This is a genomic window from Streptomyces triticagri, assembly GCF_003429565.1.
Lineage (GTDB): Bacteria > Actinomycetota > Actinomycetes > Streptomycetales > Streptomycetaceae > Streptomyces > Streptomyces triticagri.
The window spans coordinates 82,382-103,581 of record NZ_QUAK01000064.1 but is presented as its reverse complement, the minus strand read 5'-3'; the positions used below and the strand labels follow the sequence as shown (position 1 = coordinate 103,581).

Sequence of the window (21,200 nt, the reverse complement as noted above, 5' to 3'; positions counted from 1 at the left end):
GGCGCTCAGGCGTCCGGCAGATCCGCGATCTCGGCCAGCGCCACCGGTCGGTGTTCCGCGCGGGACAGTTCGCAGGCCTCCGCGATCCGCAGCGCGTGCAGCGCATCGCGGCCGTCGCACGGGTTCTCCCGCTCACCGAGCACCACCTCGACGAAGGCCCGCAGCTCCGCCTCGTACGCCCCGGCGAAACGCTCCAGGAAGCCGGGCCAGGGCTTGTCCGCGGCGGGCGGCCCGGCCGGCTCGGTGGAGGCGATCGGGGTGCGGTCGTCGAGGCCGACCGCGACCTGGTCGAGCTCGCCCGCCAGCTCCATGCGGACGTCGTAACCCGCGCCGTTGCAGCGGGTCGCGGTCGCCGTGGCCAGCGTCCCGTCGTCGAGGGTGAGGACCGCCGCGGCGGTGTCCACGTCGCCGGCCTCGCGGAACATCACAGGGCCCGCGTCCGAACCCGTCGCGTACACCTCGGTGACCTCGTGACCCGTCACCCAGCGCAGCATGTCGAAGTCGTGCACCAGACAGTCCCGGTACAGGCCGCCCGAGAGCGGCAGATACGCGGCGGGCGGCGGCGCCGGGTCCGAGGTCATCGCGCGGACCGTGTGGAGCCGGCCGAGTCTGCCCTCGTGCACCGCGGCCCGCGCGGCCGTGTACCCCGCGTCGAAGCGCCGCTGGAAACCGAGCTGCAGCTCCGTGCCCGCCTCCGCCACCTCGCGCAGCGAGGACAGGGTGCCGGCCAGGTCCATCGCCACCGGCTTCTCGCAGAACGCCGGGATGCCCGCCCGCGCCGCCCGGCCGATCAGCTCCGCGTGCGCGGAGGTGGCCGCGGTGATGACGACCGCGTCCACGCCCCAGGCGAAGACCTCGTGCACACCGGGGGCGGCCACCGCGTCCAGGCGCTGGGCCAGTGCCTTTGCCCGGTCCGGTTCGGCATCGGCCACCACCAGGGCTCCCACGTCCCGGTGGCGGGCGAGCGTCGCCGCGTGGAAGGAGCCGATCCGACCGGTGCCGATGAGTCCGATGCGCATGGTTCATAACCTGACCTCGGCCCGGCCCGCTGTCAATCCTTTGTCCGGACAATCGAACCTCACGACTTCCCGTCATCTTCTCCTGATCGTCTCCTGGGGATACGCTCGGCCCGTGCCCAAGCCAGCAGCGGACCGAGCCCTGTCGCTCCAGCTCGGCGTGGACCGCAGCAGCCCGGTCCCGCTGTACTTCCAGCTGGCCCAGCAGCTGGAGTCGGCCATCGAGAAGGGCCGCCTCGCCCCAGGCACCCTGCTCGGCAACGAGATCGACCTCGCCCAGCGCCTCGGCCTGTCCCGCCCCACCGTCCGCCAGGCGATCCAGTCCCTGGTCGACAAGGGCCTCCTGGTCCGGCGCCGCGGCGTCGGCACCCAGGTGGTGCACAGCCAGGTCAAGCGCCCGCTCGAACTGAGCAGCCTGTACGACGACTTGGAGGCGGCCGGCCAGCGCCCCGCGACCCGGGTGCTCGGCAACACCCTGGAGCCCGCCACCGCCGAGGTCGCGGCCGCGCTCGGGGTCGCCGAGGGCGACGAGGTCCGCCGTATCGAACGGCTCCGGCTCGCGCACGGCGAGCCCATGGCGTACCTGCGCAATCATCTGCCGGCCGGGCCGCTCGCCATGGCGGACGCCGAGCTGCAGGCCACCGGCCTCTACCGGCTGATGCGCTCGGCCGGCATCACGCTGCACAGCGCACGGCAGAGCGTCGGCGCCCGGGCCGCGGACGCGGTCGAGGGGGAGCGGCTCGGAGAGCCCGCCGGTGCGCCGCTGCTCACCATGGAGCGCGTCACCTTCGACGACACCGGCCGCGCGGTCGAGTTCGGATCGCACGTCTACCGGGCATCGCGCTACTCCTTCGAGTTCCAGCTCCTCGTACGTCCCTGACCGGGCGGCCCGCGCACCCGCGGCAAGGGTGGAGCGTGCATAACGAAGTAAGAATGTTCTGACAAATACATTGACGCCCCGACGAGCCGCCGCTAGAACTCCCCCAGCCGCACCGAGCGGCCGGGAAGAGGTGGGTTCAGCATGCGTACGACCCGCACGGCATCACGTCTCGCAGCCTGTGTCGCAGCGATCGCCCTCGCAGCCGGCTGCAGCAGCTCCGGAGGCAAGGATTCCGAGGACGACTCCGACGACGGCGGCAAGGGGCAGGTCTCCGGTCCCCGCCTCAAGATCGCCATGGTCACCCACGCGGGCGAGGGCGACACCTTCTGGGACATCGTCAAGAACGGCGCGGAGCGGGCCTCCGCCAAGGACAACGTCCAGTTCCTCTACTCCAACGACAAGGAGGCGAAGGGGCAGGCGCAGCTGGTCCAGTCGGCCATCGACAAGAAGGTCGACGGAATCGTCGTCACCCTCGCCAAGCCGGACGCCATGAAGGCCGTGCTCGCCAAGGCCGCCGACGCCGGCATCCCGGTCGTCACCATCAACTCCGGCGGCCAGTACTCCGAGCAGTTCGGCGCGCTCGGCCACATCGGCCAGGACGAGGCGGTGGCGGGCGAGGCAGTCGGCGAGGAGCTCAACGACCGCGGCCGCAAGAAGGCCCTCTGCGTCATCCACGAACAGGGCAACGTCTCCCTCGAGGAACGCTGCGCCGGAGTGAAGAAGACCTTCGACGGCACTGTGACGAACCTCAACATCAACGGCACCAACATGCCGGAGTCCCAGTCGACCCTCCAGGCCAAGCTCGACGCCGACGGGAAGCTCGACGCGGTCGTCACTCTCGGCGCCCCGTTCGCCGAGGCCGCCGCGCAGGCCAAGAAGGACTCCGGCAGCAAGGCCGAGATCGACACCTTCGACCTGAACGCCGAGGTCGTCAAGCAGCTCAAGGCCAAGGAGATCGGCTTCGCCGTGGACCAGCAGCCGTACCTGCAGGGCTATCTCGCCATCGACGAACTCTGGCTGCACCACACCAACGCCAATGTCATCGGTGGCGGCAAGCCCGTGCTCACCGGCCCGGCCATCGTCACCGAGAAGGATGTGCCGCGTCTGGAGAAGCTCACCGCGAAGGGCACCAGGTGAGCGGGACGACGACCGCCGAGCCGGCCCGGACGGCCGTCGGGGCAGGCCGTCCGGCGATTGCCGCAAGCCGTGCGATTTCCCTCGCCCGCGCTCCGCTCGCGCCACCTGCCCGGTGTCCCGGATCATGCGTCGGAGATACTGGGGCGTTCGGGTCCGCCGTGGCGGACCCGGCGCACCGAGCGGAAGAGCAAGAAGGGCACGGCTTCGTGGCAAGGGTTCGAACCTGGGTAAGCATCGCGCTCACGGCGGTCATGGGGGCCTCCCTCGCCGCCTGCAGCAGCACCGGCGGCAAGCGTGCCGAGGACGCCCGCAAGGCCCAGGCCGAGGGGCGGGCCGCGGTCGGCACACCCCGCTGGACCTTCGCCATGGTCACGCATTCGGGCGATGGCGACACCTTCTGGGACATCGTCAAGAGCGGCGCCAAGCAGGCGGCCGTCAAGGACAACATCAACTTCCTGTACGCCAACAACGACGAGGGCAAGGAACAGGCCCAGCTCGTCCAGTCGTACATCGACAAGGGCGTGGACGGACTCGTCGTCTCGCTCGCCAAGCCCGACGCCATGAAGGACGTGATGGCGAAGGCCGCCAAGAAGGGCATCCCGGTGATCACCGTGAACTCCGGCTCCGCGGAGTCCAAGGAGTTCGGCGCCCTCACCCACATCGGCCAGGACGAGACCATCGCCGGCGAGGCGGTCGGCGAGGAGCTCAACGACCGCGGCCGCAAGAAGGCCGTCTGCGTCCTGCACGAACAGGGCAACGTCGGCCACGAACAGCGCTGCGCCGGCGTCAAGAAGACCTTCGACGGCAAGATCGAGAACCTGTACGTGGAAGGCACCAACATGCCCGACGTGCAGTCCAACATCGGCGCCAAGCTCCAGTCCGACAAGGCCGTCGACTCCGTCGTCACGCTCGGCGCGCCCTTCGCCGCGACCGCCGTCAAGGCCAAGAAGGACGCCGGCAGCAAGGCGGAGATCGACACCTTCGACCTGAACGCGAACGTCGCCGCCGGACTCAAGGCCGGCGACCTCGGCTTCGCCGTCGACCAGCAGCCCTACCTCCAGGGGTACGAGGCGATCGACCTGCTCTGGCTCTACCGGTACAACGCGGACGTGCTCGGCGGCGGCCGCCCCGTCCTCACCGGGCCGCAGATCATCACCAAGGCCGACGCCGACGAGCTCGAGGAGTACACGAAGCGGGGGACCCGATGACGGCCACAGCACCCGCACCCGCCGCGGGGAAGTCGCCGGCCGACGAACGCCTGATGCGCCGCTCCCTGGCCCGCCGGCTGCTCGGCCGGCCGGAGCTGGGCGCGGTGGTCGGCGCGATCGCCGTGTTCGTCTTCTTCTCCTTCGCGGCCGACAGTTTCCTCAGGATGTCGAGCTTCAGCACCGTCCTGTACGCGGCGTCGACGCTCGGGATCATGGCGGTGCCGGTGGCGCTCCTGATGATCGGCGGCGAGTTCGACCTGTCCGCCGGTGTGCTGGTCACCAGCTCGGCGCTGATCTCCTCGATGTTCAGCTACCAGATGACGGCCAACGTCTGGGTGGGCGTCCTGGTCTCCCTGCTTGTCACGCTCGGCATCGGGATCTTCAACGGCGCGATGCTGACCCGTACCAAACTGCCCAGCTTCATCATCACCCTCGGCACCTTCCTGATGCTGACCGGACTGAACCTGGGCTTCACCAAGCTGATCAGCGGCGAGGTCTCCACCAAGACGATCGCCGACATGGAGGGCTTCGAGTCCGCCAAGGTGCTCTTCGCCTCGCAGCTGACCATCGGCAGCGTCTCGTTCAAGGTGACCATCCTGTGGTGGGCGGTCCTGGTCGCCGTCGCCACCTGGATCCTGCTTCGTACCCGGGCCGGAAACTGGATCTTCGCGGTCGGCGGGAACAAGGACGCGGCCCGCGCGGTCGGCGTCCCGGTCGTCAAGACCAAGATCGGCCTCTACATGGGCGTCGCCTTCGCCGCCTGGGTCTCGGGCCAGCATCTGCTCTTCTCGTTCGACTCGGTGCAGTCCGGCGAGGGCGTGGGCAATGAGCTGATCTACATCGTCGCGGCCGTCATCGGCGGCTGTCTGATCACCGGCGGCTACGGCTCCGCGATCGGCTCCGCCTTCGGCGCCTTCATCTTCGGCATGACGAGCAAGGGCATCGTCTACGCCGAGTGGGACTCCGACTGGTACAAGTTCTTCCTCGGGGCGATGCTCCTACTGGCGACCCTGCTGAACGCCTGGGTCCGCAAGCGCGCGGAGGCCACCGCATGACGACCGCGACCGAGCAGACCGTCCGGGACGAGGACGAGCGGCCCACGCCGCTCGTCGAGCTGGACGACGTCAGTAAGTACTACGGCAACATCCGGGCCCTCGAAGGCGTCTCGCTCACCGTGCACGCGGGCGAGGTCTCCTGCGTCCTCGGCGACAACGGCGCCGGCAAGTCCACCCTCATCAAGATCATCTCCGGTCTGCACGAGCACGATGCGGGGAGCTTCCGCATCGAGGGCGAACCGGCGCAGCTGACCAAGCCGCGGGACGCGCTGGACCGCGGGATCGCCACGGTCTACCAGGACCTGGCCGTCGTCCCGCTGATGCCGGTCTGGCGGAACTTCTTCCTCGGCTCCGAGCCGACGGTCGGGTGGGGCCCGTTCAAGGCCCTGGACGTCGAGCGGATGCGGCGCACCACCCGCGAGGAACTCCTTCGCATGGGCATCGACCTGCGCGACGTCGACCAGCCGATCGGCACGCTGTCCGGCGGTGAGCGGCAGTGCGTCGCGATCGCCCGCGCGGTGTACTTCGGGGCGAAGGTCCTGGTCCTCGACGAGCCGACCGCGGCGCTCGGCGTGAAGCAGTCCGGGGTGGTCCTCAAGTACGTGGCCGCTGCGCGGGACGCCGGGCTCGGGGTCGTGCTGATCACGCACAACCCGCACCACGCGTACCTGGTCGGGGACCGCTTCGTCCTCCTCAAACGCGGGGCGATGGCCGGGAGCCATCTGCGCGCCGAGATCGATCTCGACGAGCTCACCCGCCAGATGGCCGGTGGCTCCGAGCTCGAGGAGCTCAGCCACGAACTGGAGCGGGCACCGAAGCCACTTCACCTCGGCGGTGAGCCGACTCCGGACTAGTCCGGCCCTTTCCTTTCAGCCTGGCTGGGGCAATGTCAGCCTGTCCGGTGTTTGAGGACATCTGTCGGCCCGTCCAGGGCCACATTCAGCCCGTCCGGCGTTTGAGGACGTCTGTCGGCCCGTCCAGGGCCACATTCAGCCCGTCCGGCGTTTGAGGACAAGGCCCGCCAGGGCCGGTGGCTTTTTGAACGCCGCGTCCCGCGGCCCCGCATCGGCCTGGCGGCCTCGTCCTCAAACGCCGGACGGGCTGAAACATGTCCTCAAACGCCGGACAGGCTGAAAGATGTCCTCAAACGCCGGACGGGCTGGAGGATGCCGGCGGGTAGGACGGTGCAGCGGGGCTGGTGGATGCCGGCGGGCAGGACGGTGCAGCGGGGCTGGAGGGTGCAGCCGGGCTGAAGGTGCAGTACGGCTGATGGCTGCCGCCGGGCTGAAGGACGACCGCGATGGACGGGGCCGGGGAGCCGGCGTCGCGACGCGGCAGGACACCGGCAGGACGCCCGTTCCGGCGGGGCGGAGCCCCCCGCCGGAAAGACACCACGAATGCGGGCGCCCCCGCCCGTGAGGCAGAATCGCCCCGATGAGCACCTACCGCGACCTCGCGCTGACCCGCGCCCTCGGCGCAACCCGCGGCGCCCCCATCGGCCCCGCACGGGCAACCGTGCTGCGCACGGTCGCCGCGCGCGAGCGCCGCTCGCACCTCTCCGCCCCCCGCGTGCCCACCGTGGGCATCGACATCGGCGGTACGAAGGTGATGGCCGGGGTCGTGGACGCGGACGGCAGGATCCTGGAGAAGCTCAGGACCGAGACCCCGGACAAGTCCAAGAGCCCCAAGGTCGTCGAGGACACCATCTGCGAGCTGGTGCTCGACCTCTCCGACCGGCACGACGTGCACGCCGTCGGCATCGGCGCGGCCGGCTGGGTCGACGCGGACCGCAACCGCGTCCTGTTCGCCCCCCACCTGTCCTGGCGCAACGAACCACTGAGGGACGCCCTGCAGTCCCGGCTCGCCGTCCCCGTGATGGTCGACAACGACGCCAACGCCGCCGCCTGGGCCGAGTGGCGCTTCGGCGCCGGAGCCGGCGATGACCACCTCGTGATGATCACCCTCGGCACCGGCATCGGCGGCGCGATCCTCGAGGACGGCCAGGTCAAGCGCGGGAAGTTCGGTGTGGCCGGAGAGTTCGGCCACATGCAGGTGGTGCCGGGCGGACATCGCTGCCCGTGCGGCAACCGCGGCTGCTGGGAGCAGTACAGCTCCGGGAACGCCCTGGTCAGAGAGGCGAGGGAGCTGGCGAGCGCGGACTCGCCGGTCGCCCACACCATCATCGACCGGGTCCAGGGCCAGGTCCTCGACATCAGCGGCCCGCTGATCACCGAGCTCGCCCGCGAGGGCGACGCGATGTGCGTGGAGCTCCTGCAGGACATCGGCCAGTGGCTCGGCGTCGGCATCGCCAACCTCGCCGCCGCCCTCGACCCCTCCTGCTTCGTGATCGGCGGTGGCGTCAGCGCCGCCGACGACCTGCTGATCGGACCCGCCCGCGACGCGTTCCGCCGCCACCTCACCGGCCGCGGCTACCGCCCCGAGGCACGCATCGTGAAAGCCCAGCTCGGCCCCGAGGCGGGTATGGTCGGAGCGGCCGACCTGTCGCGCCTCGTGGCCCGCCGCTTCCGGCGCGCCAAGCGCCGCCGCGTCGAACGCTACGAACGGTACGACCGCGCCCAGGCACTCCGTTCCGGCCGCACCAACCGCAGCACCTCCCAGGGAAACCAGTAGATGACGCCGTCCGTACCCCACCAGACAAAACCGTCGGACGCCCCGCCCGCCCCGCCCGTCGAGGGCCGCCGGCACATGATCCGCCGCCGGTGGATCACCGCGATCGTCATCGTGCTGCTCATCGGCATCCCGGCCGGCTACCTGATCATCTCCGCGGGTCAGAGCCGCGACAGCGGCCGGGACAAGGAGGCGAAGTGGTCCGCCACCGGCCTCACCGAGGGCTGGCCGTCCCGGGTCCAGCGGCGCACGTACCAGGTGCCGATCCCCGCGTACTCGCAGCGCGTCGCCTACTACGAGACGAACAACTGGCGCACCAGCCGACTGTATGTGCAGTTCAGCACCACCGAGAAGGGGCTCGATACGTTCCTCGGCCGGATCGGCGCCGATGCGGACGAACTCAAGAACGACCGGATCACCATCCGCCCGCGGGACCAGAAGGTCGTCGGCTGGGTGTTCAAGGGCGAGGGCCCGTGGTCGGGCCTCACCCACGCCCAGAAGGACCCGCTGCCGACCCAGGACGTCACCGTCAACCGCACGGATCCCGAGCGCCCCATGGTGTACGTGGTGTCGACCGCCAAGCCCTGACCGCCGAGCCCTGATGGCCAAGCCCTGATCGCGGGCCGCCGAAGGGGTGTGCCACCACCGGCGCACGGCCGTGGACACGGCGATCCGCGGTCGTTGTCAGACCCCCTCCGTACAGTCGGACGCAGCCGTTGCCACCCGGGCGACGGCGTGACGACGGACCGATGGGGAGGAGGTGACGAGCATGAGTGCGCAGTCCGGGCCGACGACGGTGCGGCCGGCCGCCGTAGGGACCCCGCCCGCCGGCGAGGCAGGCGGCCTGATCGGTCTCGCCGCCCTCTTCCTGCCCGCCGACCCGCCCCGGCACGGCCGCGTCGCCTTCTGGGACCCGTCCGGACACCCGCTGCCCGCCGCCCCGCGCACGGCCGCGCCCGAGGACCTGACGGTGGTACGCCCGCACGGCCCCGGAGTCCGCCGCGCCACCGTGCCCGCCCTCGTCCTCTCCGTGGCCGACGCCCTGCCCCTGCTGCTGCGGCACGGACCGGGGAGCGCGGCCCACCCGGCCGCCGCCTGCCTGTCAGCCGCAGCCCGCCTCGCGCTGACCCTCGTCGCCGGCGGCCGCATCCTGCCCGGGCTCACCGCCGACGACCACGACGCCTGGCGGGCAGGACCGCTCGACGCGGAGTCGGTCGCCCAGCTCCGCGCGGTCGCCGCCGCCCTGCCCGCCGAGGGCCACGCGGTACCACTGCCGGATGCGACGCCGCTCGAACTCCCCGAGCCGGAGGCCCTGATCAGAGAGTTCCTGGACGCCGTCGCCGACACCCTGCCGCGCACCCCGGCCGCCCGCCACGCGTACGGCGCACCGTTCGCCGCCCGCCCCGCGCAGCATCTGCCGTCGGCCAGGGACTGGGCGGCGGAGGCGGCCGCCGGGCTCGACGCAGGCGTCCGGATCTCGCTCCGCCTCGACCTGTCCGGACACGACCTGTTCGACCGCTCCGAGGACCCGGCGCGCACCGCCGGCGCAGCCGTGGTCCAGGTGCACAGCCTCGCCGACCCCACCCTGGTGATCGACGCCGCCGCCCTGTGGGAGGGCGAGGGCGAGACCGCCTTCGGGCCGCGCGCCAGAGTCGACGCCGCACTTGCCCTGCGCCGCGCGGCCCGCGTGTGGCCGCCCCTCGAGCGCCTCGTCGAGCAGGGCGCGGCAGCCGTACTCCCGCTGTCCGAGGACGAGTTGTACGACCTCCTCGGCGTCGCCGCCCGCCGTCTCACCGCCGCCGGGGTCGCCGTGCACTGGCCCCGCGACCTGGCGAGCGACCTCAGCGCCTCCGCGGTGGTGCGCCCCGCACCGGGCAGTTCCACCGACGGCACGGGCTTCCTGGAGGCCGACCGCCTCCTCGAGTTCCGCTGGCAGTTGGCGATCGGCGGCGATCCGCTGAGCGAGGCGGAGATGGACGCACTCGCCGATGCGCACCGGCCCGTGGTCCGCCTCCGGGACAGCTGGGTGCTGGTCGACCCGGACCTCGTACGCAAGGCCCGCAAACGGGAGTTGGGCCTGCTCGACCCGGTCGACGCCCTGTCCGTCGCACTCACCGGCACCGCGGAGGTCGACGGGGAGAGCGTCGAGGCGGTGCCGGTCGGCGCGCTCGCCGCACTCCGCGACCGCCTCACCGCCGACCTGCCGCCCGCGCCGCCACCGGCAGGACTGCACGCCGAGCTGCGGGACTACCAACTCCGCGGCCTCGCCTGGCTGGACCTGATGACTTCACTGGGCCTCGGCGGCTGCCTGGCCGACGACATGGGCCTCGGCAAGACGGTCACCCTCATCGCCCTCCACCTGCGCCGCGCCCGCCCCGAGCCCACCCTGGTGGTCTGCCCGGCCTCCCTCCTGGCGAACTGGCAGCGGGAGATCGCCCGCTTCGCCCCCGGCGTCCCCGTCCGCCGCTATCACGGCGCGGGTCGCACACTCGACGGCCTCGACGGCGGCTTCGTCCTCACCACGTACGCCACCATGCGCAGCGCCGCGACCCGGCTCGCCGAGGTGCGCTGGGGGATGGTCGTCGCAGACGAGGCCCAGCACGTGAAGAACCCGTACTCGGCGACCGCGAAGGCCCTGCGCACCCTGCCCGCCCCGGCCCGCGTCGCACTGACCGGCACCCCGGTGGAGAACAACCTCTCGGAGCTGTGGGCGCTCCTCGACTGGACGACCCCGGGACTGCTCGGCCCGCTGAAGTCCTTCCGGTCCCGGCATGCGCGCGCGGTCGAGGGCGGCGAGGACGAGGAGGCGGTGCAGCGGCTTGCGCGTCTCGTACGGCCGTTCCTGCTGCGGCGCAAGAAGTCCGACCCCGGCATCGTGCCCGAACTGCCGCCGAAGACCGAGACCGACCACCCGGTCGCCCTCACCCGCGAGCAGGCCTCGCTGTACGAGGCGGTGGTGCGCGAGTCGATGGCGGCCATCGAGGCGGCCGACGGCATCGCCCGGCGCGGCCTGGTCCTGAGGCTCCTCGGCGCCCTGAAGCAGATCTGCAACGACCCGGCGCAGTACCTGAAGGAGCCCCTGCCGATGGCAACGCCGGGGCGGGCGGCGGACGTTCGCGCGGCCACCTCCGACGCGTCGCGGCGCTCCGGCAAGCTCGCGCTGCTCGACGAGCTCCTCGACACGATCCTGTCCGAGGAGGGCTCGGCCCTGGTCTTCACGCAGTACGTGGGGATGGCCGAGCGCATCGAGGCGCATCTGGCCGCGCGGGCGATCCCCGTGGAGGTGCTGCACGGCGGTACGCCGATCGCCCAGCGGGAGCATCTCGTGGACCGTTTCCAGAGCGGTACGACCCCGGTCCTGGTGCTCTCCCTCAAGGCCGCCGGCACGGGCCTGAACCTCACCCGCGCGGGCCACGTCGTGCACTTCGACCGGTGGTGGAACCCGGCCGTCGAGGAGCAGGCCACCGACCGCGCGTACCGCATCGGGCAGACCCAGCCCGTACAGGTGCACCGGCTCATCACCGAGGGCACGGTGGAGGACCGTATCGCCGAGATGCTGGTGGCCAAGCGTGCCCTCGCGGATGCGGTACTCGGCTCCGGCGAATCGGCCCTCACGGAGCTGACCGACAGCGAACTGTCCGACCTGATCTCCCTGCGGAGACCGACATGACACGACCTGAGCGAGCTGCAGCGGACGCGCGCAACGACGGGCTGGGGGCGCCCGGGCCCGGTTCGGATGTTGAGCCAGGACGGCTCGGGGAGTCGACGGCCGGTGATGTGCGGGAGGAGCGCCAGGTCGAGGGTGCGGGGGAGCGGCCCGCCGATCAGGCGCGGCGTGCGCTGCACGAGGCGCTGAGGACCGGTTCGGGCACGGGCGCGGCTGGTGGTCGGGCCGGCAGCGCAGCGCCGTCGGCGACGGAGGCGCGAGGCGGACCCGGAGCCGGTGTCGGACCGGACGACGCCGGGGCTCGCGAGTCCACTAGGGCCGATGCGTCGTCGTACGGCTCGACGGGGCCTGGGGCAGGGGCAGTTGAGGGCGGCGCGCGTCCCGCGGATGCGGCCAGGGCCGCCGTGGCGCCCGCGGCAGGCGCTCGCACGGCGGACGGGGGCGCCCCGGGCGCAGACGGTGCCAGTCCTGGACGTACGACGGGGACCACGGGGAGTCGTCCCGGCGATGTCGCGCGGGAGGCCTTGCGTGAAGCGCGACTTGCGGCGCGGCGTCGTACGGCCGAAGCGGCCGAAGCGGCCGGCGAGGGAGGCGACCGCTCGCGGCAGCCCGAGGACGGGTCGGACTCGGCTTCGTACGAGTCATCAGTGGAGGGCGAGGGCACATCGGTGGCTGCCCGCGCGGGTACGGAGGCGGAGTCCGACGGGGCGGAGGGTTCGGCGCCGGACGAGCCCGGGGAGTCGCCGGCCGCCCGTGCGAGAGCCGCGATCGCCAAGACCCGTAAGGGAGTTGAGCCGGGTCGGTCCCGGCGGCGGCCGGCGGGCACGGAGTCCCGGCTACGCCCGGCGCGGCCGAGGGACGACGTGGCCGAGGGTCTGCCGGGCCGTGATCCGGACGCCGGTGATCCGTCCACCGACCCGGCGGGCCCGCTGTCCGGCGCGCGGCCCGCCCCGTGGGAGCCCCGTCCCGCCACGGCCGCCGACCAGTCCGCTCCCGGCCGCGTCGAACGGATGGGCGGCCTCCTCGGCCCCGCCGCGACCGCACTCGGGGGCGCCGCGCACGACTCCACCTCGGACCACGATCAGCCGGCACCGGCCACCACACCCCTGAACTCGACAGATCCGACCGCTCCGACTGCCGCCAAGACCTGGACCGGTTCGCCCTCCGAGAGTGCCCGGGGTGGTGCCGAGTCCGCCCGCGGAGCCTCGACCGACCTGTCCGCCTCGCATGGCTTGCCCGACGCCGCCGACGCGACGGGGCGGTCGGTATCGGGGAGTTCGGCCGCTGCCCCCACTTCCTCGTCGAGGCCGGACGCCTCAAGCGGTCCGGTCGCCCGTACCGACGACGGGGACGGCTCGGCAGGGTCGGACGAGTCGACCGATCCGTCCGACTCACGGGCGTTGTCCGGCTCCGCCGACGTGACCGGCCGGGCGACATCGACTGATTCGGGGGCGTCGGACGATCCCGCTGGTTCAGCGGATCCGAGTGGTTCAGCGGATCCGAGTGGTCCGACGGATCCGACTGGTTCGTCCGGTCCGGGGAGGAGTTCGGCCGCCCCGGCCTCCTCCTTCGGGCCGGCTGCCCGACACGGCCAAGTCGCCGCCGCCGACGTGAACGCCGCCCTGGCGGCTCCGACCGGCCCGTACGCCTCGGCTGAATCGACGGATTCGGCCGCGGACCCCGGAGATTCGGCTGCCGCCCGCACCGCCTCCGCCGAGCCGCCTCGCCGACACGGTCAGGGTGTGCCCCCTCCGGATCTGAACGCCCCCTTGGCTTCCGCCGGTTCGGCCCATCCGACGGTTCCGCCGCCTTCGGCCACGTCGCCCGACACGACGGGCCGGCCCGGCGACGCCGCCCCGTCGAGCCAGACCGCGCCGTCGATCCAGACCACCCCGCCCGGCAAGGCCGCCGCCCTGGACGATCACGCCAGGTCGGACACCCCGGACGCCGCCCCGGCTGCCGAGGTCGCTGCCGAGGTCGCTGCCGAGGCGGGTGCCTCCGGCCGTGGATCCGATACTCCCCGGCCACGACAGGACATCCCCGGCGCCAACTCCCCGTTCGCCCGCACCTGGTGGGGCAACGCCTGGGTGCAGGCGCTCGAGAGCCAGTCGATGGATGCGGGGCGGCTCGCGCGAGGGCGGGCGTACGAGGGGCAGGGACAGGTCGCGACGGTGACCGTGTCCCCGGGACAGGTGATCGCCTATGTGCAGGGGAGCAGGCCGCGCCCGTACCGGACGAGGGTGCAGCTGCGCGTCCTGTCCGACGACGAGTGGGAGCGGTTCCTCACCGCCGCGGCCGAGCGGCCCGGACACATCGCCGCGCTGCTCGACAAGGAACTGCCGCAGTCCCTGGCGGACGGCGGAGTGCAACTGCTGCCGGGGCGCGGCGAGTTGAGGCCCAGCTGCTCGTGCCCGGACTCCGGCCACCCCTGCAAGCACGCCGCCGCACTGTGCTATCGCACGGCCCGGCTCCTGGACGAGGACCCCTTCGTCCTGCTGCGGCTGCGCGGCCGTACCGAGCGCGAGCTGCTCGACGAACTCTCCCGGCGCAACGCCACGTTGGCGGCCCGCTCCGCGTCCGGCGCGGCCGACCGCCGGCCCGGCGTACGGGCGAAGCAGGCGTTCGCTCCCCGCACCCTGCCACCACTGCCGCCCCCGCTGCCCGTGCCCGCGCACCCGGCATCACCACCCGCGTACCCCGCCGCGGACGGCGGGCCCGACCCGATCGCGCTCGACCAGCTGGCCACCGACGCGGCCGCCCGCGCTCATGCGCTGCTCGCCACCGGTGCCGATGCCGTCGGTGAGTTGACGTCACGTCAGGACGCGGTGCGGATCGCCGCCGCCCGGCCCGGTTCCGGCCTGACCGCGTCCGGCCGTGCGCTCTACGAGTCGCTGGCCCCCGCCGTCGGCCTGACCCCGGGCGAGCTCGCCCGCGCCGTCGCCGCCTGGCGGCAGGGCGGACTCGAAGGGCTCGCCGTGCTCGACGAGCCGTGGGACCCACCGGCCGGCCCCTTCGACCAGGCACGGCCCGCGCTCCTCGCGGCCGACTTCCCGGCCTTCCGCCCCTGGCGCAATCGCCTCACCCACCCGCGCGGGCACCGCCAGCTCCGTTTCGGCCGCGACGGCCGCTGGTACCCGTACGAGTCGGAAGCCGGCCGGGACGACTGGTGGCCGCGCGGCACCCCGGACCACGACCCCGTCGGTGCGCTCACCGCCCTCGTCGGCACCTGACCCGACCGGCGCCCCAGCCACGGACCCCCAGCCACGGACCCCCAGCCATGGACCCCCGGTCCCAGTGACACCAACGGCCACAGCCACCCGTACGGAAGATCCGACCTCATGCCGCAGAGCCCGCAGACGACTTCCCTCTACGACGTCAAGCGCGAACTCAAGCCGTACTACGCGCCGAAGAACACCGACTGGGAGCAGGTCGACGTCCCGCCGCAGCAGTTCATCGCCGCCGACGGCCGCGGTGACCCCAACACCAGTGCGGAGTACGCCGATCGCGTGCAGGCGCTCTACGCCGTGGCGTACACGCTCAAGTTCATGAGCAGGCGCACCCTCGGCCGGGACCTCGTCGTCGCACCGCTGGAAGGGCTGTGGTGGGCCGACGACCCGAGGACGTTCGTCACCCGGGACAAGGACGCCTGGCAGTGGCGCATGCTGATCAGCCAGCCGGACTGGATCACCGGCGAGCACATCGAGGAGGCCGTGCGCACGGCGTCGGCCAAGAAGGGCCTGCCCGCGATCGAGGAGGTCCGCCGCGAGACCCTGCACGAGTCCACCAGCGCCCAGCTCCTGCACATCGGCCCCTACGACGACGAGGGCCCCGCGCTCGCCAGGCTCCACGATACGTATCTGGCCGCGCGCGGCCTGCAGCTGACCGGACTCCACCACGAGGTCTACCTGGGCGACCCGCGGCGGGCCGCCCCGGAGAAGCTGCGGACCGTACTCCGCCAGCCCGTCCGCCCGACGACGGCCGCCCCCGACCGTCCATAGCCCACGCATAGCCCTCGATCACGTGAAGGCGGAACCGAATCCGTTCCCGAGCACGTCACCTGAGCATGCGGCGACACCAGAGCATGCGGCGACCGACTCGAATCCTGGCCTGCGCGGCGCTCGTTCTGGCGCTGCCGGCGTGCGGCGCGTTCTCCGGCGGACACGGCGACGGCCCGGGCACGCGGACCGCCTTCGTGAAGCTGGGCATCTTCCGCGCGTCCGTGCCGCAGCCCGCACCGAGCTCCTCCGCTACACCCGCCCCACCTCTGCGGCCCGGCAGCGGCGATCTGCGGCCCACCCGTCTCGGCCCGTCCGGCCACGCGGACCAGATGTACGCGAGCCTCGAGCGAGCGGAGGTGCAGGAGCTGCCCGAGGCACGGAAGGCACTGCGCGCACGCCCGGCCGACGACCTGGTCGGACTCGCCTTCGTCCTGCCCGGATGCCAACACACCGGCGCCCGTCTCGAGGTGGACGACAAGGTCGTCTCCGCGTCACTCACCGGCGCCGACAACGTGCACTGCGACGCGGCCGAGTACTTCCTGGCCACCTTCACGATCCCCGCCGACGAGCTGCCGGACGACTGGACCCTGCGCAACCGCCGCTGACGTGACCGGAACCGGGCGGCACCGACCGCATCCGGGGATGCCCTCACACTCCCTCGTTGCCGCGCAGCGCCTCCACCGCCACCCGGGCCGCCGCCCCGATCACCGCGTCCGCGCGCGGCAGCGTGCTGTCGGCGCGGGCCGCCCGGGTGAAGACCACCGCGGTGTACGTACTGCCGTCGGCCAGCTCGACGACACCGGCCTCGTGCCGCATCGATCCGAACGTGCCGGTCTTCCCGGACACGGTCACGTCGTCGTACGGGAAACCCGAGGCGAGCCGGTGGCGCCACGCCTGGCGGCCCATCACCTCGCGCATCAGGGCGCAGTGTTCCGCGGACGCCGCCCGTCCGGTCCAGATCTCCCGCAGCAGACGGGCCATGTCGGCCGGCGTGGTGGAGGACTTCGAGGCCGGGTTGTAGACATCCGCGGGCACCGCGGTGTCGTTGCTGGAGATGCTCTCCATCGCCGCCGCGAGCGATTCGCTGGCGGTCTCGGAGACCAGCCTGGCCCAGGTGTTGGCGACACCGCCCAGGACATGCGTGTCGGGCAGGCCGAGTTCGCGGCAGACCTCGTCCACCTTCGGCGCTCCCACCGTCCGCAGCACCGCGTCGGCCGCGGAGTTGTCCGAGACGGTCATCATCAGGACGACCAGATCGCGGAGCGACATCGTCACCGGGTCCTGGAGGATCGAGATGCCGGTGGGCCCGGCGATCCGGTGCGCGGGTTCGAGCGTGAGGCTGCTGCGCGGGTCGAGCGTCCCGGCATCCACGAGCCGCCAGAACGCCACCATCAGCGGCACCTTGTACACGGAGCCCATCGGCACCGGCTCGTCCGGATCGATGGTCACCCTGGCCTCGGGGCGGTGCAGCTCGGCCACATGCAGCCAGCCGCGCACCCCGGCATCGGCGAACAACTCACGGATCGTGCGAGTCGCCTCGCCGATGCCGCCGGCCGCAGCTGTACGACCACCACCGCGTCCCGATGCGCCGCCCGCTGCTCCACTCTGCCGCGCAGTGCTCATTTCGCCGCCTGCCGGGTCAGCGCGTCGACGAGGAGCCGGGCCGTGCCGGCCGTCTGATCCGCGCCCGGCCGGCGCGGATCCCACACCACCCGCAGCCGCAGCGGCAGCGCAGGATCGGATGCCGTGCGCCGCACCACGCCCTCGGCGCACAGGGTCTTGTCAGCGGTGACCAGTTCCGCCTGCCCGGCCGCGACGAGAGCGAGCCCGGCCCGTTCGTCGGAGATCACCACCGTGTCCACCCGCCGACCCCGGCTGGCCAGTGTGTCGACGAACAGATCGTGGGCCGCCGGGGCTTCTTCGCGCGGCCGCACCGCCACCGGCAACCGCCGCGGCATCCCGCCGGACGCCCTGGGCCGGTGCCCCTCGGACTGCTGTTGTCCCGCAGACGGCCGGCGCTCCTCGGGGGACAGGATCCAGGTGGGGAAGAGCACCACCCGGCCGGCGGCCAGTCCGTCGAGTACCGCCGGGTGCCGGATCACCGCAAGATCGAGCCGCCCGGCCGCGACCTCGGACAGCAGGGCGGTGGTCGCCGCCGTCGACACCGCGATCCGCGTGCGCTCCCCGGCCCGCATCGGCGCCGCAGCCACGGCCGCCGCGAGCCCCGCCGGCACCTCGGGCGCCAGGCCGAGCCGCAGCCGCCGTCCGTCCGCCTGCTCCCGCGCGCCCGTCTCGCGCAGCCGCGACAGGGCCGCGAGCGCCTTGCGCGCATGCGGAAGGAGCAGCACCCCTTCGTCGGTCAGGGTGACTCCGCGATCGCGGTCGAAGAGGCGCACGCCGAGCAGGGCTTCCAGGCGGCGCAGCCCCTGCGACAGGGGCGGCTGGGTGATGCCCACCCGCTGCGCGGCTGCACCGAAGTGTTCCTCCTCCGCCAGCGCGACAAAGATTTCCAGATGCCGTTCCGTCAGCATTCCGCTCCCGTGGCGTGCGGCGATATCGCCGGCGAATCGCGGTCAGGGCAAAAGCGTATTCGACATGCCGCTGAGGCGTGAGTTGACTCCGGTGTGTGACGTACGCCGTCCGCCACCGAGATCACGCAGGGAAGCGAGTCGACACGTGAATGAGCCCCGTACGCGTACCCGTATCAGCACCCGCCCGTCCCGCCGTGCCGTGCTCCTCGCCGGCGCCGGCACGGCGGCGGTCGCCGCTCTGTCCGGGAGCGCCCCGGCGTCGGCCAAGGTCCCGCACGATGCTGAACTCTCGGAGCAGTTCCGCGAGTTGGAGAAGCGCCACGCGGCCAGGCTCGGAGTGTTCGCACGCGATACGGCCACCGGGCGTACGGTGCACTACCGCGCCGACGAACGCTTCCCGATGTGCTCCGTGTTCAAGTCCCTCGCCGCAGCCGCCGTACTGCGCGACCTCGACCACGACGGCGGCTTCCTCGCCCGGCGCATCCACTACACCCGGGACTGCGTCGACACATCCGGGTACGCCCCCGTCACCGGGAGGCCCGAGAACCTGGAACGCGGCCTGACGGTGGGGGAGTTGTGCGCCGCTGCCGTGTCCGAGAGCGACAATGCCGCCGCCAATCTGCTCCTGCGCGAGCTCGGCGGGCCCACCGCCGTCACCCGCTTCTGCCGTTCCCTCGGTGACAGGGTGACCCGACTCGACCGCTGGGAGCCGGAGTTGAACTCCGCGGAACCCTGGCGGCGCACCGACACCACCAGCCCGCGCGCGATCGGCTCGACATACGCCCGCCTGGTCCTGGGCCGGGCGCTCGACGAACCGGACCGGCGTCGACTCACCCGCTGGCTGATCGCCAACACGACGAACACCGAGCGCTTCCGGGCCGGTCTGCCCGCCGACTGGATCCTGGCGGACAAGACGGGTGGCGGCGACCGGTACGGCATCGCCAACGACGTGGGTGTCGTACGTCCCCCGCACGGCGCACCGTTGGTCCTGTCCGTCCTGTCCACCAAGCTCGATCCGGCGGGCCCCACCGACAATCCGCTGGTCGCCAGGGCGGCCGGCCTGGCGGCGGCCCGCCTCGTCCCAGGAGCCCGCGGCGCCTACGCCTGACTGCGACTGCGACTGCGACTGCGACTGCGACTGCGACTGCGACCACGACCGCCGACCGGGACAGCAGTTTCAGCGCCGGGCGCGGCCCCGACTCAGCCGATCCGCCGCACGGGTGAGCCGGCCAGGAACGCCTCGATGTTCTCGACGGCCTGGCCGTAGTACGTGCGGTAGTTGTTCCGTGACACATAGCCCAGGTGCGGCGTGGCGAGCAGCCGGGGAGTGGTGCGTACGGGGTGATCGGCGGGCAGCGGCTCGATGTCGAAGACGTCCAGGCCCGCACCGGCGATCCGCCCCGCACGCAGGGCATCGAGCAGCGCGTCCTGGTCGACGATCGCGGCCCGTGACGTGTTCACCAGATACGCGGACGGTTTCATCAGCGCCAGCTCGGCGGCCCCGATCAGGCCGCGGGTGCGGTCGCCGAGCACCAGATGCACCGAGACGAAGTCGCTGGTGGCGAGCAACTCCTCCTTGGACGAGGCCAGTTGTACTCCGTGCTCGCCGGTCCGTGCCTCGGTGAGATGCTCGCTCCAGGCCCGCACATCCATGCCGAAGGCGAGCCCGACCCTGGCCACCCGGCTGCCGATCCTGCCGAGGCCGAGCAGGCCGAGACGGCGCCCGTGCAGATCGGCGCCGACCGTGGACTGCCAGGGCCCGGCGGTGCGCATCGCGGTGGACTCGGTGACTATGCCGCGGGCGAGGCCGAGCAGCAGGGCCCAGGTCAACTCCACGGGAGGGGTGGAGGTGCTCTGAGTGCCGCACACGGTCACGCCGTTGGCCTCCGCCGAGGCGAAGTCGATCACGGAGTTGCGCATGCCGGAGGCGATCAGCAGCTTGAGGCGCGGCAGCCGGTCCAGGACCGAGGCCGGGAACGGTACGCGTTCGCGCAGCGTGACGATGATGTCGAAGTCGCCGACCGCGGCGACGAGTTCGTCCTCCGTGGGGCAGTGCTCCGGGAAGCTCACGACCTCCACCCGGTCCCGGATCGCATCCCAGTCGGCGCTGCTGGTGGCGACGGACTGGAAGTCGTCGAGGATGGCGCAACGCAGGTACATGTCCGTGCTCTCCATGGGTTTCGCTGCTGGTGCTGGTGCTGGTGCTGGTGCTGGTGCTGGTGCTGGTGCTGGTGCTGGTGCTCGCGGCGCTGCCGGTTCCGTTGGATCCGCTTCCTCACTCCTTCTGACTCCTTCTACCGGCAAGGAGAATGCAGTGATCCACTGGTGGCGCGTCCGCGCCACCGCGGACCCCGGCATCCCCGACCCAGGAGACCGCACCGTATGAGCCGCCGTTCCCCCTTCGCCGACATCCCCACCACGACGCTCGCCGACCTCCTCGGCAGCGAGCAGGTCATGAACATCGGCATCCGCCCGCTGTGGGCACCGATGCCGCGCCTTGCGGGCCCGGCGTACACCGTGCAGTGCCCGCCGGGCGACAACCTCATGCTGCACGCGGCGATCCACCGCGCGGCGCCCGGCTCGGTCATCGTGGTGGAGTCCGGCGACGTGGACTTCGCGCTCGCCGGCGGCAATGTGTGCGCCGTCGCCCAGCGCCGCGGCGTCGCCGGGTTCGTCGCCGACGGGGTGATCCGGGACATCGGCGAGGTGCGAGAGTCGGGATTTCCCGTCCACGCCCGCGGAGTCGTCCCCATCCCCGGCACCAAGAAGGCCGTACGGCCGCTCGGCGAGCCGGTGCGCTGCGCCGGAGTGCGGGTCGAGGCCGGTGACGTGGTGGTCGCCGACGAGGACGGCATCGTCGTCGTACCCTCCGCACGCCGGGACGAAGTGCTGCACGCGGCCGAGGAGAAGCTGGCCGAGGAGGCGGACCAGTCGCTCGATGCGTGGGAGGACGCGCACCGCACCCGGATCGACCGGATCCTCACGGACGGCGGTTTCGAGGGCTGACGGGCTTCGACACCGCCCGCGCCGCCTCGCATGGCGCGAGCCCTCGCGGGTACTCGTGCGCGACCGGCAGTTCA

Annotated in this window: 16 protein-coding genes and 1 pseudogene; 13 read left to right on the top strand and 4 right to left on the bottom strand. The window is 72.3% G+C overall.

The annotated features are described in order from the left end of the window. Positions 1–5: 5 nt before the first annotated feature. Positions 6–1,019 carry a Gfo/Idh/MocA family protein gene (locus DY218_RS11705; RefSeq protein WP_128555895.1) on the bottom strand — a complete coding sequence of 338 codons (1,014 nt, stop codon included), beginning with the start codon at positions 1,017–1,019 and terminating at the stop codon, positions 6–8. A gap of 112 nt (positions 1,020–1,131) precedes the next feature. Here DY218_RS11705 and DY218_RS11700 point away from each other — a divergent pair, with 112 nt between their 5' ends. The 11 genes and pseudogenes from DY218_RS11700 (at position 1,132) to DY218_RS11650 (ending at position 16,194) form a co-directional block, all read left to right on the top strand. After that, positions 1,132–1,896 (top strand): GntR family transcriptional regulator, encoded by a 765-nt coding sequence (locus tag DY218_RS11700; protein ID WP_325051991.1) that lies wholly within the window; start codon positions 1,132–1,134, stop codon positions 1,894–1,896. 141 nt (positions 1,897–2,037) lie between these two features. After that, entirely contained in the window at positions 2,038–3,033 is a 996-nt protein-coding gene (locus DY218_RS11695) for a sugar ABC transporter substrate-binding protein (RefSeq protein WP_128555893.1), read from the top strand. 206 nt (positions 3,034–3,239) lie between these two features. Then, entirely contained in the window at positions 3,240–4,241 is a 1,002-nt protein-coding gene (locus DY218_RS11690) for a sugar ABC transporter substrate-binding protein (RefSeq protein ID WP_128555892.1), read from the top strand. Further along, positions 4,238–5,296, top strand: coding sequence for an ABC transporter permease (locus DY218_RS11685; protein ID WP_128555891.1), 1,059 nt, complete (start codon positions 4,238–4,240; stop codon positions 5,294–5,296). The genes DY218_RS11690 and DY218_RS11685 overlap by 4 nt, the downstream gene beginning before the upstream one ends. Next, positions 5,293–6,150: an ATP-binding cassette domain-containing protein gene (locus DY218_RS11680; RefSeq protein WP_128555890.1), complete on the top strand. Its 858-nt coding sequence runs from the start codon at positions 5,293–5,295 to the stop codon at positions 6,148–6,150. Before DY218_RS11685 ends, DY218_RS11680 begins: the two co-directional genes overlap by 4 nt. Before the next feature lie 580 nt (positions 6,151–6,730). Beyond that, a complete protein-coding gene (locus DY218_RS11675) occupies positions 6,731–7,927 on the top strand; it encodes an ROK family glucokinase (protein ID WP_128555889.1) in 1,197 nt (398 codons plus the stop codon). After that, on the top strand, positions 7,928–8,512 hold the full coding sequence (locus DY218_RS11670; RefSeq protein WP_128555888.1) for a sugar kinase: 585 nt from the start codon (positions 7,928–7,930) through the stop codon (positions 8,510–8,512). A 181-nt stretch (positions 8,513–8,693) separates the two neighbouring features. Further along, positions 8,694–11,594: a DEAD/DEAH box helicase gene (locus tag DY218_RS11665; RefSeq protein ID WP_128555887.1), complete on the top strand. Its 2,901-nt coding sequence runs from the start codon at positions 8,694–8,696 to the stop codon at positions 11,592–11,594. A 2,054-nt stretch (positions 11,595–13,648) separates the two neighbouring features. Next, positions 13,649–14,821: pseudogene (locus DY218_RS34500) on the top strand (SWIM zinc finger family protein); the annotation flags it as partial. A gap of 108 nt (positions 14,822–14,929) precedes the next feature. Further along, positions 14,930–15,589: a GyrI-like domain-containing protein gene (locus DY218_RS11655; protein ID WP_128555886.1), complete on the top strand. Its 660-nt coding sequence runs from the start codon at positions 14,930–14,932 to the stop codon at positions 15,587–15,589. An 83-nt stretch (positions 15,590–15,672) separates the two neighbouring features. After that, entirely contained in the window at positions 15,673–16,194 is a 522-nt protein-coding gene (locus tag DY218_RS11650) for a hypothetical protein (RefSeq protein ID WP_128555885.1), read from the top strand. Between the two features lie 43 nt (positions 16,195–16,237). Here DY218_RS11650 and DY218_RS11645 read toward each other — a convergent pair whose 3' ends face one another. Together DY218_RS11645 and DY218_RS11640 are read right to left on the bottom strand one after the other, a co-directional pair. Next, a complete protein-coding gene (locus DY218_RS11645) occupies positions 16,238–17,212 on the bottom strand; it encodes a serine hydrolase (RefSeq protein ID WP_128555884.1) in 975 nt (324 codons plus the stop codon). Continuing rightward, positions 17,209–18,120, bottom strand: coding sequence for a LysR family transcriptional regulator (locus DY218_RS11640; RefSeq protein WP_128555883.1), 912 nt, complete (start codon positions 18,118–18,120; stop codon positions 17,209–17,211). The genes DY218_RS11645 and DY218_RS11640 overlap by 4 nt, the downstream gene beginning before the upstream one ends. 145 nt (positions 18,121–18,265) lie before the next feature. Here DY218_RS11640 and bla point away from each other — a divergent pair, with 145 nt between their 5' ends. Continuing rightward, on the top strand, positions 18,266–19,228 hold the full coding sequence (gene bla, locus DY218_RS11635) for a class A beta-lactamase (protein WP_233521523.1): 963 nt from the start codon (positions 18,266–18,268) through the stop codon (positions 19,226–19,228). Between the two features lie 92 nt (positions 19,229–19,320). On the opposite strand, the gene DY218_RS11630 is transcribed toward bla, so the two are convergent. Next, entirely contained in the window at positions 19,321–20,280 is a 960-nt protein-coding gene (locus tag DY218_RS11630; protein ID WP_128555931.1) for a D-2-hydroxyacid dehydrogenase family protein, read from the bottom strand. Between the two features lie 222 nt (positions 20,281–20,502). Here DY218_RS11630 and DY218_RS11620 point away from each other — a divergent pair, with 222 nt between their 5' ends. Further along, positions 20,503–21,126: an RraA family protein gene (locus DY218_RS11620; RefSeq protein WP_128555880.1), complete on the top strand. Its 624-nt coding sequence runs from the start codon at positions 20,503–20,505 to the stop codon at positions 21,124–21,126. Positions 21,127–21,200 lie beyond the last annotated feature (74 nt).